At 71.2% G+C, this 13,605-nt stretch carries 12 protein-coding genes; 2 read left to right on the forward strand and 10 right to left on the reverse strand.

The genetic code is table 11. The annotated features are described in order from the left end of the window. Positions 1-3: 3 nt before the first annotated feature. Entirely contained in the window at positions 4-1,596 is a 1,593-nt protein-coding gene (locus tag AC5L38_RS02290; protein ID WP_495241047.1) for an acyl-CoA carboxylase subunit beta, read from the reverse strand. Beyond that, entirely contained in the window at positions 1,593-2,312 is a 720-nt protein-coding gene (locus AC5L38_RS02295; RefSeq protein WP_495241048.1) for a TetR/AcrR family transcriptional regulator, read from the reverse strand. The genes AC5L38_RS02290 and AC5L38_RS02295 overlap by 4 nt, the downstream gene beginning before the upstream one ends. A 184-nt stretch (positions 2,313-2,496) precedes the next feature. Between AC5L38_RS02295 and AC5L38_RS02300 the strand changes: the two genes are divergently transcribed. Further along, entirely contained in the window at positions 2,497-2,694 is a 198-nt protein-coding gene (locus AC5L38_RS02300) for a glycine zipper domain-containing protein (RefSeq protein ID WP_495241049.1), read from the forward strand. Between the two features lie 114 nt (positions 2,695-2,808). Here the strand turns inward: AC5L38_RS02300 and AC5L38_RS02305 are convergent, their stop codons facing one another. From AC5L38_RS02305 to AC5L38_RS02315, 3 genes are all read right to left on the reverse strand, one after another. After that, entirely contained in the window at positions 2,809-3,993 is a 1,185-nt protein-coding gene (locus AC5L38_RS02305) for a PrsW family intramembrane metalloprotease (protein ID WP_495241050.1), read from the reverse strand. Positions 3,994-4,183: 190 nt separating this feature from the next. After that, the gene (locus AC5L38_RS02310) at positions 4,184-6,766 is read right to left on the reverse strand and encodes a DUF7824 domain-containing protein (protein ID WP_495241051.1); all 2,583 of its coding nucleotides are present in this window, start codon (positions 6,764-6,766) and stop codon (positions 4,184-4,186) included. A gap of 149 nt (positions 6,767-6,915) precedes the next feature. Next, entirely contained in the window at positions 6,916-7,611 is a 696-nt protein-coding gene (locus AC5L38_RS02315) for an alpha/beta hydrolase (protein WP_495241052.1), read from the reverse strand. 326 nt (positions 7,612-7,937) lie between these two features. Here AC5L38_RS02315 and AC5L38_RS02320 point away from each other — a divergent pair, with 326 nt between their 5' ends. Further along, positions 7,938-8,930, forward strand: coding sequence for an epimerase (locus AC5L38_RS02320; RefSeq protein WP_495241053.1), 993 nt, complete (start codon positions 7,938-7,940; stop codon positions 8,928-8,930). A 65-nt stretch (positions 8,931-8,995) separates the two neighbouring features. Here the strand turns inward: AC5L38_RS02320 and AC5L38_RS02325 are convergent, their stop codons facing one another. The 5 genes from AC5L38_RS02325 to AC5L38_RS02345 all read right to left on the reverse strand — a co-directional run bounded on the left by AC5L38_RS02325 (position 8,996) and on the right by AC5L38_RS02345 (position 13,599). Next, positions 8,996-9,985 carry a TY-Chap domain-containing protein gene (locus AC5L38_RS02325; RefSeq protein WP_495241054.1) on the reverse strand — a complete coding sequence of 330 codons (990 nt, stop codon included), beginning with the start codon at positions 9,983-9,985 and terminating at the stop codon, positions 8,996-8,998. Between the two features lie 161 nt (positions 9,986-10,146). Beyond that, positions 10,147-12,276, reverse strand: coding sequence for a DEAD/DEAH box helicase (locus tag AC5L38_RS02330; RefSeq protein WP_495241055.1), 2,130 nt, complete (start codon positions 12,274-12,276; stop codon positions 10,147-10,149). Positions 12,277-12,371: 95 nt separating this feature from the next. Continuing rightward, a complete protein-coding gene (locus tag AC5L38_RS02335; protein ID WP_495241056.1) occupies positions 12,372-12,569 on the reverse strand; it encodes a DUF397 domain-containing protein in 198 nt (65 codons plus the stop codon). Between the two features lie 9 nt (positions 12,570-12,578). After that, positions 12,579-12,848: a Scr1 family TA system antitoxin-like transcriptional regulator gene (locus tag AC5L38_RS02340; RefSeq protein ID WP_495241057.1), complete on the reverse strand. Its 270-nt coding sequence runs from the start codon at positions 12,846-12,848 to the stop codon at positions 12,579-12,581. Beyond that, on the reverse strand, positions 12,742-13,599 hold the full coding sequence (locus AC5L38_RS02345; protein WP_495241058.1) for a DUF2397 family protein: 858 nt from the start codon (positions 13,597-13,599) through the stop codon (positions 12,742-12,744). The genes AC5L38_RS02340 and AC5L38_RS02345 overlap by 107 nt, the downstream gene beginning before the upstream one ends. Positions 13,600-13,605: the final 6 nt, after the last annotated feature.

The following is a 13,605-nucleotide window of genomic DNA, read 5'->3' on the forward strand; positions in this document are numbered from 1 at the left end:
GGGTCACATCCGGAAGACGCCGAAGCCCGAGGGCCGCGGGGCGGTATCGACGGTGGAACTGCTGACGGCGGACAGGCACAGGCCGAGAACCGTCCGGGTGTCGCGAGGGTCGATCACCCCGTCGTCGTAGAGGCGGCCCGACAGGAAGAACGGCAGCGACTCGGCCTCGATCTGCGCCTCGACCATCTGGCGCATCGCCGCGTCGCCCTCCTCGTCGTAGACCTGCCCCCGAGCCTGGGCGGCGGCCCGGCCGACGATGGACAGCACCCCGGCGAGCTGGGCGGGCCCCATGACGGCCGACTTGGCGCTGGGCCAGCTGAACAGGAAGCGGGGGGCGTAGGCCCTGCCGCACATCCCGTAGTTGCCCGCACCGTACGAGGCGCCCATGACGATCGTGATGTGCGGGACGGACGAGTTGGACACCGCGTTGATCATCATGGCGCCGTGCTTGATGATGCCGCCCTGCTCGTAGTCCTTGCCGACCATGTAGCCGGTGGTGTTCTGCAGGAAGACCAGCGGGACGCGGACCTGGTTGGCGAGCTGGATGAACTGCGCCGCCTTCTGCGCCTCCTCGCTGAACAGCACGCCCCTGGCGTTGGCCAGGATCCCGATCGGACGGCCGTGCAGGCGGGCCCACCCGGTCACCAGGCTCCCGCCGTACAGCGGCTTGAACTCGTCGAACCCGCTGCCGTCCACCACCCGCGCGATCACCTCGCGCGGGTCGAACGGGATCTTCAGGTCCTCCGGCACGATGCCCAGCAGCTCGTCCTCGTCGTACAGCGGGGCGCGCACGGAGCCGGGGGAGACGCCGGACCCGCGCCGGTTCAGGCCCTTGACGATCCGCCGCCCGATCCGCAGCGCGTCGTACTCGTCGGCGGCCAGGTAGTCGGCCAGGCCGCTGACGCGGGCGTGCATCTCGGCGCCGCCCAGCGACTCGTCGTCGGACTCCTCCCCGGTGGCCATCTTGACCAGCGGCGGCCCGCCCAGGAAGACCTTCGCGCGCTCCTTGACCATGACCACGTGGTCGCTCATCCCCGGCACGTACGCCCCACCGGCCGTGGAGTTGCCGAAGACGAGGGCGATCGTGGGGATCCCGGCCGCCGACAGGCGGGTCAGGTCGCGGAAGATCCGGCCGCCGGGGATGAAGATCTCCTTCTGGGTCGGCAGGTCGGCCCCGCCGGACTCCACCAGGTTGATCAGCGGCAGCCGGTTCTCGAAGGCGATGTCGGCCGCCCTGAGCGTCTTGCGCATCGTCCACGGGTTGGACGAGCCGCCCCGCACGGTCGGGTCGTTGGCGACGATCACGCACTCGACGCCCTCGACCACCCCGATCCCGGTGACCACGCTCGCCCCGACGGGGAAGTCGCTGCCCCAGGCCGCCAGCGGCGAGAGCTCCAGGAACGCCGAGTCGGGGTCGACGAGCAGCTCGATCCGCTCCCTGGCCAGGAGCTTGCCCCGCGCGCGGTGCCGGTCGACGTACTTGCCGCCGCCGCCCGCCACCGCCTTGGCATGCTCGGCGTCGAGCTCGGCCAGCTTGGCGAGCATCGCCTCGCGCCGCGCCAGGTAGTCCTCGCCGGAGGTGTCCAGGCGGCTCATGAATCCGCTCCCTTGGTTGACGCGGACGTCATGTCGACGATCTCGCTCGCCGGCGTTCGTGCCGATGGCAGTGGCGGTGGCGGTGGCGGTGGCGGTGGCGGTGGCGGTGCCGGTGTCAGGCCGATGGCTCGCGCCCAGAGCGTGGAGAGGGTCGCGACGGCGGTCCGCTCGTCGGCGTGCTCGCCGAGGTCCAGCCAGACGTGGGCGAAGTGCTCGACCATCCCGCCCAGCATCACGGCGGTCAGCCGGGGGTCCAGCGACGGGTCGGCCAGCCCCTGTTCCTGCAGGCGCCGCAGTCCCTCCGCGCCCCGCCGTACGAAGACCTCGCGCAGCTCCAGCAGGAGGCCGCGGAAGCTCTCGTCGGTGGCCGCGACCTGCTCCAGCATCCGTACCAGCCGGGAGTTGGCGGCCCACGCGCGCAGGTAGAGCAGGTTGGCGGCCTCGATGCGGGCGTACGGGTCGCCGGGGGCGGCGGGCCCGACCACGCTGGCGGTGAACATCTCGCCCACCACGGTCGCCGCCACCTCGCGGAACAGCTCCTCGCGCGAGCCGAAGTAGGTGTAGAAGGTGCCGTGCGAGACCCCGGCGCGGGCGCAGACGTCGTCGACGCGCACGGCGTCGTAGCCCCGCTCCTCGAACGCCTCCCGCCCGGCCTGGACGAGCGCCGCCCGGGTGCGCCGCCCCCGGCTGCTGAGAGTCTCAGACTTGACGATCACGTCAGGTACGGTAGCCCACAACCGGCGCCCCCCGCCAGGGGCGACGCATTCCCCGCCCGGGGTTCGGTGGCCTCGTGGCGGCCGGAGGCGGGGAGACCGGGGACGGGTTTTGCAGATCGCCGGTATACCAAGATGTCGCCCTGAGTGAGCGCATGTTCCGCGAGCGCTCGGGAAGCGGCAGCACATGAGCGAGAAATCAGACGACGCGGCGAAGGCCGCCATCGGTCTCCCTCTCGGTGTCGGCGTCGGTGTCGCCATCGGCGCCGCCCTGGGAGTCGCCCTCGACAACCTGGCCATCGGCCTCAGCCTCGGGATCGCCATCGGCGCCGGCCTGGGAGTGGCCTTCATGGCCGCGCGCAAGAAGGGCGGGGGCAAGGGGTGAACGACCCCTGGCCCGCGCCGGGCACCGTACGAGCCGGCCCGTCCGCACGGTGACCGGCGCGGACCGGCGAGCGCGCGCACCGTCCGGCGCGGACCGGCGAGCGCTTACGCGGCCCTACGCGGGCTGCGGCTGTGACGGGGAACGCCGCACGAAGCTCTCCCGCGAGCGCGCCATGACCGCCAGCAGGGCGTCACGCTCGGCGGCGAGGTTCCCGGGGTCCCCGGGGATCCCGGGGTCGGTGCCGTCGCGCTCGGCGCGCTGGTGCAGCATGACCAGCTCGGTCGCGGCCTGCTGGTAGTCGGACATCGCGCGGCCCGCCCCGATCCCCCTGGCCCACCGGCGGGCCTGCCTGCGGGTGTCCAGCGAGCCGAGCATGCCGATGTCGTACGGCGTGACCAGACCGGTCCGCAGGTAGGCGGGCAGGTACACGCCCATCATGGCCACCAGCCGCCGCCGCTCCCGCACGGTGACGACGACGAGCGCGCAGATGACGGCCAGCTCCAGGAGGTAGGCGGCCCCGAGGGCGGGCAGCGAGTCCAGCGCCGAGGTCCCGTTCCACAGGCCGTGCAGGAGCACGGCGCCGAGGTAGCCCAGCGGGACGGCGAGGAAGGCGCCCCTGCGGCGCGAGGTGACCGCGTAGGCGACACCGAGCCCGATCATCGAGGTGAAGAGGGGGTGCGCGAGCGGCGAGACCAGCCCCCGCAGCACGAAGAGGCCCACCGCCCCCGCCGTGCCCGCCTCGGTGAACGCCGCGGAGTAGTAGACCATGTTCTCCACGGCGGCGAACCCCAGGCCGACCATGGACGCGTAGATGATGCCGTCGGTCGGGCCGTCGATCTCGCGGCGGCACCGCCAGATCAGCCACAGGAGCGCGGCGCCCTTGAGCGCCTCCTCGACCACGGGGGCCACCGCCACCAGCGTCGCGGTCTCCGCCGCCCGCTCGCCCACGTCGAAGGCCCGCACCAGCACCAGAGTGCCGCCCAGTTCCAGGACGACGCCGAGGACCACCGCGATGCCGGCGCCCCAGGCGAACGCGAAGAGCAGGTTCAGCCGGGGCTCGGGCTCCAGCCGGTCGAGCGCGAGCACGGCGGCGAGCAGGATCGGCAGCGGTGCCAGCCCCAGGGCGAACGAGACGCCGAAACCGGCGGGGCCCCCGTTCGCCAGGACGATTCCCATGGCGATCAGTACGCAGATCCCGGAGACCGCCAGAGCGGCGATCAGTCCCCGGCCCGGCCGGGGCGGCAGAACCCGCGGCCGTCCCACCTGCCCCGGCGGGGCGGCCGCCTCGTACGTGTCCATCGGTATCGGTCTCCTCGCGGTCGCTTCCTGATGAGAAGCACCACGGTCCCCCGGACCGGTTAACGCCCGCTTGCAATCCGTGGGACGACCGCCCGCTCCCGGCCGGCGGGCGGTGAACCCCGACGCCCGGACCGTAGGTCGGGCCGTCCCCGGGGCGTCGCCTTCCGGGCACTCGTCTTCCGGGCACTCGTCAGGGGGAGAGCAGCCGGGTGAGGCGGAGCGCCTCGCGGACCATCCGGCTCGACCCGCCGCGCGCGGCGATCGCGGCCAGGCCGGGGACCGGCGTGGTGTCGCCGGGGGGAGCGGTCCTGATGCCGAGCGCGATGAGGTCGGCCAGGCCGCTGAGCGGCCGTTCCCCGCCGGCGGGCAGCAGGTGCGGAAGGGCCGCCGCGACGGTCCGCCACACTTGCGCGCCCGCGCCCGCCCGTTCCGCCTCGGCCAGCGACGGGATGACACGGCTCAGCGTCGCCATGCCGGTCCTGGCCAGGTGACCGAGCCGGTCTCCGAGGTCGGCGGCGGGCAGGTCGCCGGTCGCGGAGAGGACGAGGAACAGGTCCAGGGCCGCCGCGCGCCCGCCGGGGTCCTCGTCGTTCAGGTGGAAGGCCAGCATGGTCGCGAAGGCGGGGCCGAGGGGGCCGTCCGCCCGCGCGAGATCGTGCAGGATCGGCAGGCCGGGACCGCGCTCGGGCCGCTCCCAGTCGAAGAACGGCAGCAGGTGGGCCGCGATGACCTCGCGATGGGAGGGCATGACCCCGGTCCACCAGCTCATGTACCCGTCGCGGCCGTGGACGTAGGTCTGGGGATCGCGGCACAGCGAATCGATCAGGTCGAGCTCGACAGGCGAGGCCACGACGAAAGACGCCGCACGCGCGTTGGAGTGGTACGGCGGCTCTCCCTCGTCGAACCAGCGGCGGGAGGCGCCTGAGGCGTAGCTGTACCGGACCGTCACCACGGGATCGGCCAGTCCCTCCCCGGACATCCACCGCGCCACGAGCCGCCCGGCGGTGCTGGTGAGCCGGGCGGCCCTCGCGGCCACCTCGGCGTCGACCCGCCGGGGGATCCGCAGCAACGCCTGCTGCAGGTCGGCGTCCGGCGGGTCCACGCCCACGGTCTCCAGCCGTTCGAGACGGGCGAGGAGCTCGGCGGGGTCGACATGGCCGTCGGCGCTCGTCGGGGTGGCCAGCAGCACCGGCGGCAGGGCGTCCGCCCGCGCCGCGGTGACGAGCTCGGCCATCCGGCGCAGGGTCAGCAGGTGCGGCACCGAGGTATGGCTCAAGCCCGGAAGCCGAGGGGCGGGTGACGAGGCCGCCGGAGAGGCGACGGCCTGCATGGCCGCCCACAACCACGCCAGCGGGTTGGTGTTCTCGCTCCATCCCCACCTGCGGACCGGTACCAGGGCCAGGGCCGCCCGCACGGCTTCGCGTTCCCGGTGGGTGAGTTCGACCAGCCCCGCCACCAGCCGTTCGGTGCCCGGCCAGTCGAGCTGGCTGAAGGGGTCGGCCGCGAGCCGGGCGAATTCCGCGCCGAGCTCGGCCACCGTGGTGACGGGCGGCGGGAGCTCGACGTGGGGGAGTCGCGGGGCGACCGGGAGAACCGGTTCCTCCTCCTCTCCCGGCCGCTCCGCGAAGCCGAGGCCGGCACGCAGATCGGCGCGCAGATCGGCGGGCAGGGAGGCGGCCGCCTCGCGGAGCGGTGCCGGGTCCAGGTGCGCGGCGTGCCTGACGGCGAGCCGTACGGCGCGTTCCTGCACGTCGGAGGCATCGTGGGCGAAGGCGGTCGCCAGCGCCCCGGCCGCCGCCCCGGCGTACTCCGGCGACAGCCGCACGGACCGGTCGAGCCAGGAGAGACCGGCGCGCACGAGCTTCTTCTCCGGCCGGTACATCAGCGCCTCGACGGCTTCGGCGAAGTCGCCGGGGGACACGGAGGGCATCTCCCGCAGGTGGCCCAGGGCCAGCTCGGCGACCGTGCCGGGCGCGGACGGCAGCAGCCGCAGGTAGTCGCGGGCCCGGGACGTCACCTCGGCCCGGGTGGGTTCGAGCGCCTGGTGCAGACGGACGAAGAAGCGCAGCTCCAGCGCGGTGCCGCCGCGCAGGAAGCGGCCGACGCACCCGTCCAGCAGCATCGCGCGGTCGGCCCGGCCGTCGGCGGCCAGCGTGCGAAGCCCGCCCAGCCAGGTGCCGTCGGAGGTGGGGTCACCGTCCCACTGCAGGGCCTCGCCGACCCCCTGAGCGTGGAAGATCCGCGGCAGGAGCGCGTCCAGCAGCGGGTCGGCGGCCAGCACTCCGGCCACCGGCCCGCGGCCGAGCGCCGCCGACACCCAGCTCACGACGAAACCGTCGTCGGCCGGCGGCTCGATGCCGGTCCGGTGGATCAGGGACGCGGTCAGTTCGTAACTCGGGTCGCCCCCGCGGAGCTTCCCGGCCAGCCGCGTCGCCAGCTCGGCCTGCCACGCGTGCGGGCGGGTGCCGACCAGGCCGAGCAGCCGATCGGTGTCGTCGACCGTCTCGCGGGAGCCGACCAGGCCGCGGCGGGTGAGCCAGGACGCGACGGAGGCCGCGGCGGCGATCGTGCCGGCGCCCGCCGCGCGCAACGCCTCTGCCCGGTCCCCGGCGCCGCGCCAGGAGTCGAGACGGGACCGGATCTCCTTGAGATGCCCCGGCAGCCGCTTGGCGACCTCGCGCCGGGCGGCGTCGTCCAGGGTCACGACCAGCTTCGCGACGCCGTCGGCGTCACGTTCGTCGATCAGGTCGCGTACGTCGTCCCACGCGGTCATGCCCGGGCCCCCTTCGTGATCTGTACGGCCTTCACGTGCCCGCACCGCGTTGGTCATGATCGGGACCGTAACCACGATCACCGACATTTTCCGCCTGCGGTGCCGGTTGTGTGCGCGTTCCGTCTCTCGGGGACCGCTTCAGAAGCAGATCAGGGCTCGGCGGCGAACTCGATGAGGTGCCGGGCGGTGCCGACGGGGTCGACGATCTGATGGAGGTGCGCGCCGGGCAGGTGCGCCACCCGCCAGCCGCGTTCGCGCGCCTCGGCGGCGAGGTCGTCGTACGGGGGGCTGAACAGCAGGTAGGAACAGCGGTGGTCGTCCCAGCCGCCGGGGGTCGGGACGCATTGCTCGTAGTACGACAGCGGCAACGTGGGCTGCTCCTCGACGACCGCCCGTCGCGTCCGCGGATCGGGGAACAGGGGGGCGACGTCTGCTTCGTCCCACCAGTCGGTCCAGCGGGGCAGCACGCCGTTCACGGCCATCAGGCGGAGAGCCTCCAGCCTCTCGGGCGAGGCGACGGGGGTCGTCCCGGCCCGGGCCGGTAGCGCGGCGTCGACGAAGATCGAGCCGGTCACCGGATGGTCGAGGGCCGAGCGGATCGCGGGGAGGAACAGGCCCGCGTTGCTGTGCGCCACCAGCGTGACGGGGCCGCCGGCCGGGACCCGCCCGAGGTCGTCGCGGACGGCGTCGACGATCCGGCGCCAGAACGGCGGGTTGCCGGTGCCCAGGTGCGGCAGGGACGGCACCTGTGCCTGATATCCCGCCTCGGTCAGCCGCTGGGCCACGGGGTGCCAGGTCGCGGGGCCCAGGGACGGACTGTGCACGAGGACGAAGGTCGGCCGCATGCGAGCATCATGTCCTCGCGCCACCGGAGCCGCCACCGTGTCGGCCGACGGTGAACGCTTCGCCGCGAATCGAGCGGGTGCGTCGAACGGTGAGCGCTTCGCTGCGAACTGAGCGGACGAATCCGCCCTGCGAGCCTGAGCTTCACGCTGCGTCAAACTCAAGCCCGCAGAGCGGATCGCGATCCTCCACGAGGGCCGGGTCATCGTGAACGGCGCCCTGGCCGCGCTCAAGCTCGCTTCCGCGGTTCGGTACGCGGGCGGTGAACCTCTTTTGAACGCGTTCAACGCGCTGCGCTACGGTGGTCTCACACGTCCTTGGGAGTCCGATGAAAATAGTGATACCCGGAGGAAGCGGACAGGTGGGCGCGATCCTGGATCGTGCGCTGACGGCCGCGGGACATGACGTCGTGGTGCTGACCAGGCGTCCGGCGCGTGAGCGTGAGGTCCGCTGGGACGGGGAGACCCCGGGCCCCTGGGCACGGGAGATCGACGGCAGCGACGTCGTGGTCAACCTGGCCGGGCGCAGTGTCGACTGCCGCTACACCGCCGCCAACCTGAGGGCCATGATGGACTCGCGCGTGCGCTCCACCCGGGTCGTGGGCGAGGCGATCGCGGCCGCCGCGCGGCCTCCCCGGGTCTGGCTGCAGATGAGCACCGCCACTGTCTACGCCCACCGCTTCGACGCGCCCAACGACGAGGCGACCGGCGTGCTCGGCGGCACCGAACCCGGCGTCCCGGGCTACTGGGCCTACAGCGTCGAGATCGCGAAGGCGTGGGAGCGGGAGCAGGAGCGGGCCGAGACCCCGCGCACGCGCAAGGTCGCCCTACGCACCGCCATGGTGATGAGTCCCGACCGCGGCGGCGTCTTCGACGTCCTGCTGCGGATGGCGCGGCTCGGCCTCGGCGGCCCGATCGCGGGCGGCGCGCAGTACGTGTCCTGGATCCACGACCGCGACTTCGTCCGAGCCGTCGAGTTCCTGGCCGGCCGGGACGACCTCGCCGGGCCGGTGAACCTCGCCGCCCCCGATCCTCTGCCGCAGCGCACGTTCATGCGCGTGCTGCGCGCCGCGTGGGGTGTCCGGGTCGGCCTGCCCGCGACGAGGTGGATGGCCGAGCTCGGCGCGTTCGCGCTGCGCTCGGACACCGAACTCCTGCTGAAGAGCCGCCGGGTCGTCCCCGGCCGCCTGCTCGAAGCGGGTTTCGCCTTCGACCACGCCCGGTGGCCGGAGGCGGCCGGCGACCTCGTACGGCGCGTGCGCGCCGGGTCCGGCGGCACCCGGCCGCCCGAAGCCCGGGGGCCACGTCCACGGACACGGTGACGACGGCGGTCGTCGCTTGCGCCCTGCCCGCCCATGTCTGCCTATCGCATGGCCAAGGGGGCGGGTCAGGATCCTTCGGGGCGGATGCCCAACTCCTCGGCGACGTACTTCACGTGCTCGTCGCCCATGCCGTTGCGGAAGGTCTTGACGGCGAGTTCCGAGGGGTCGCGGAAACCGAGCGCCCGCAGTGCCTCGACCGCCTGCGTGGCCAGCGGCCCGGTGTCCGCCCAGACGACCGGTCTGCCGATCGTCCAGCTGACGCACTTCCCGGTGACCATGTCCGGAGTCCAGCCGATCTCGAACATCCGCCGCTCGCGGTCGGTCCTCGGGTTGTCCGGATCCGGCTCCTCCGCCGACACCGGCCGGTAGTCGAGCGCGCCGGTATCGGCGAAGCCATAGTGATCCGTCATGAACTGCACCCCGCCGCGTTCCTTGTCGGTCAGGATCACGGCGCTCTCGGTGGGGAGGGTCTGCAGCACCCAGTCCAGGCGCCGCCGCAGGTCCTCCCACTCGGTGCACCGGGCGGGAGCGCCGATGGCCGTGGGCCGCTCGTCGCGGTCCTTCAGGAAGTACGGGGCGTTGAAGGGGCCGTCGTCACCCCACGAGCAGCAGCGCAACCGCTCCGGCGGCACGGCGAGCACGTCACGCAACGCGCCGATGACGGCCTCGGCGCGACCCGTGAGGAATTCCAGGTCTCTCTCGTACCATGTCCAGCCGACGGCCCAGGTGGGACGGATCTGAGAGGTCCCGGTGGCCTCCAGTCTCCAGCCCAGTGCCTGGAGCCGCTCCCGCTGGACGTCGGAGAGCCCGCGCGCCTCGAAGATCTCCGCGTAGACGTACCTGTCCATGAACTTGCTCAATATGACGTACGTCCCGGTCGCCGGATCGCCCAGGCGTACGCGGTCCCCCGGCGCGTTGGAGCCGTCCAGGCACTTGACGATCCACGGGGGAGCCGACCCGGCCTCGCCGGAGTAGGGCCGCGCGAGGACGTCCCAGATCGAATCCCGCGCGTCGTCCTCGCCGCGGTTTCCGGAACCGTGAGTGTGCGCGCTCATTCACCACGTCCAACGGGCTCGTACGGAAAGGATCTTCCGCCCGATGCTAGCGGCCACGGCGGTACGTGCCGACCGATCGGGCACGGGACGGCGGTTCCCGGGATCGGCCCCATCGGGGAAAAGGTTCGGCGGAGGAACCGACATTTATCGACGACGCGAATTCAGTGCTTTACCCCACAGGCCGCACACTCGTAACGGAGACCGGTCCTGCCACGACGGTCCTGCTCGTAGCGGATCAGCATCCGGCGGCAGCGGCCGCAGTCGTCACCGAGCTGCCCGCTTCCCGGGGCTCCCGCGCCGGAACGCCGCCGCTGGGCTCGGCGTGCGGCATCGGCGAAGGCACGGTGCTCGGTACGGAGCACAAGCCCCGGCTCCATCCCGAGCAAAGATGTCGACGAGGACCAGACGACGTCGCCGATGATGGCACTGGATTCGAGGATGGGCAGGCAGGGCCGGATGTTGACCCCCTCCCGCCGGGCCTGAAGGGCTTCGACGGACAGGTAACCGTCTCGCTCCGGTTCCATCCAGATCGTCACCGCTTGCGAGCCGTCGCCGTGGATGGAGGTGAGCTCGGGAAGGAGCGACGGCAGAGCGTGATGGGAACCGTGAGGCAGCCACATGTCGACCGTCGCGGCTCGTTTGATGTCGGCCCGCATCCGTTCCACGTGGTCCTCATCGATGAGCTTGGTCACTCCGGTAGAGACCGCCGTCTGCCACGGCATCGGTGCCGCGGTGTCGATGAGGTGGGCGAAGAATGTCCACACCGGGTCACGGGAGGCGACAGACCGGTGGTGCAGGGCGTCCAGCGCACCGATCACCACGAGGTGGTCACGCGCCCGGCTGGCCGCCACGTTGAGCAGGCGGGCGCCCTCACTGCCGGCATGGCCCTCGGTGAACCAGCGGTTAAGCGGTGAGACACCACGGCCGGTGTCGACGGTGTCGTAGATGACGATGTCTCTTTCGCCACCCTGGAAGCGGTGGACCGTAGAGGCCGCCCAATCCTCCAGATGATCCTCTGGCAGAAGCGACTCCAGCAGACGGGCCTGCGGAGCGAAGGGCGTGATCAGACCGAGGTCCGCTGCCGTCGCGGTGGCACCGCTGGTGAGCGAGGCGGCCAGCTGGGCATGTGCGAGGTTGTATCGCGACAGGCTGCCCTGTCTGCGTGCCGTACGGCTGCGCATGGAGGCGGTGTCGATGACGACGAGCTCGGCTTTGGCCCATGACGCCCGGCTGCGGACGGTTCTGCTCGCCGTGCCGGGCGCTGTTGAAAGCCGGCTGCCGTAAAAGGCGGTGCTGACGACGTCGCCGATGGTCTGGCGCATGCGGTACTGCTCGGTCAGGGCGGCCAGGCGAGGCGGATCCTTGCGCTCCGACACGGCTACGGGGATGCCCGCCTTCTCGAACGGGCTGTGGCGCAACCATTCCTGCGCTTCGGGAGTGTCGGCGATCACCACAGGCGGTAATTGCCGGAAATCACCCGCGATGATGGTGTGGCCGCTACCCGCTCCGGCGACGAGCATGGCGAGCGCGGCTGTGGTCATGCTCGCCTCGTCGAGGACCACGACGTCGAAGCTGAGATTTTTGAGGGTTTCCAGCGCGAGCTGGTGAGCGGTGGCAGCCACCACGGTGGCCTCCCGGCAGACCTGGCGCCGGACCTGCCCGAGTCTGCTGTCCAGCTCACGCAGGAGCGCCTGCAACTCGGCGATCTGTGTCTCCAGCCGCAGCCGTTCGGTTTCCTCGGCCCGGGTCAGCTCCCGTTGCTTGAGCGCGTTGAGATCTTTGCGGCATTCGCGTAGCTGACGGCCTTTCTCGACGCGGTGCTGGGCGAGGGGAGCCCCTCGGGTAGCGGCGATCTCCTCGACGAGGACCTTGCGGGTCAGGGACGGGTCGGCGGGCTGGCCGATCCGGACGAGCGCACCATCGGCCAGGCCGGGTCGGCGCCTGAGCAGCGACTGGATCGCCACGTCCAAGGCCGCGTTGGTCGGCGCCGCCAGCAGCACCCGCTGCCCACGTGCGCACAGTTCGGAGATCAGGGCGGCGACCGTTGTCGTCTTGCCGGTGCCCGGCGGGCCCCAGAGCCAGGTCACGCCGGGCGTGAGCGCGAGATGAACTGCCGTCCGCTGTCCCTGATTAAGGTCTGCAGGGCAGATTGGCTTCGCCGGACGTATGGGTGCTCCGGCCTCAGGAGGTGTCACCGCGGCCAGGGCGGCTATGGCGTTGAAACCGGGGCCGCCTTCGACCAGCTCGTTGAGCCGCTTGCTCTGCTCGGTCAGCAGCCAATCCACCAGCATGCGCTCGAACTCGACCAGCCACCGGCCGGGCTGCTTGCAGAGGTGGAAGCTCTGGCTCGGAGACTCCTCGCGGCCGCACCCGCGTAGCGGTTTCGCTAGTCGAACTTGCCGTCCTTGACGCCGCTGATGAAGGTGTTCCACTGATCCGGGGTGAATCTCAGGACGGGGCCGGTGGGGTTCTTGGAGTCCCGCACGGCCTGACCGCCGCCGGGGAGTGCCGCGACTTCGACACAGTTGTCGCCTGAGCCGGAACAGGGACTCTTTCGCCAGGTGAGGGGCTGGGGGAGATCCACGATTACCTCTTAACCAAGTTGATCTATCAGGTTGGACAGGCGCGTCCCGGACGAGTCTGGGCCAAGTGCAGACGAGCGTATGAGGTCGAAGATGAGCCTGTAGTGCTCAAGCTCTTCTGAGGTCTCCAGGTATAGGTCACTTGTCGCGGTCTCGATGTAAACAATGCTCGGATCATTTTGATCCGGGAAATTCAATATGGTGAACGCGCCATCCATGGCGGCATGGGCTCCGACTGAATCCGGTAGGACTTGCAGGTAGATGTTCGGCTTGGCTGCCATCGGGACCGGTCAGTCCAGGAAGTGCGGCGAGCACCGCGAGAAGCCGGTCAAGATCGGGAAGTATTCTGTCCAGCCGGTCGGCGACCGCGGGCGCGTGCCGGGCGACATCGGCTGATATGAGGTCGACGTATTCGAGGAGCAGGGTCTTGAACGCCGCGTACTCGGCTCCCGCCAGGTCATATCGGGACATGACTTGATGAAGATAAGCATAGAAATCTCGCACGCTTTCGGTGAAAAATCGCTGGTTGTTGAAGACGGTGGTCACATCGGCGGCCAGTGCTTCGGCGTCCATTCGCCGACCGCCCGAGAGCCGCGCCAGGATGTGGTCGAGGATCTCGGCTGTGCTCCCGAGCAACTCACGGGCCACCTCTCGCGCTCCGTCGGTCGCGGAGAGCAGCTCCTCGACCTGCCGGTGCGCCCTGCCGCCGAGTTTCGAGATCTGATACCGGGAACGGGATCGCAGCCACTCGGAGACGGTTGCCACCCGGGCGTCGCGCACCGACCGAACCAGGTTTCCCCATGACTCGAGTCGCCGGCATCGGTCTTCGACGTCGTCCGCCGACAGCGTGATCCCGGTCTCCTCCAGCAGTGCGGCGGCCTCCGTGGCCGACAAATCCGTGAGCAAGGTGTTGGTGAAGAGCCGCATCAGCGCCACGTACTCATGAGCGTGCTTGTCGGCGGTCGCATACCGATAAAGGTCCAGTCGCGCTCGTGCCTCCGCCGGAAAATCCTTCGCGTCATCCAGCTCCATGTCCTA

This window comes from Streptosporangium nanhuense (assembly GCF_059358815.1).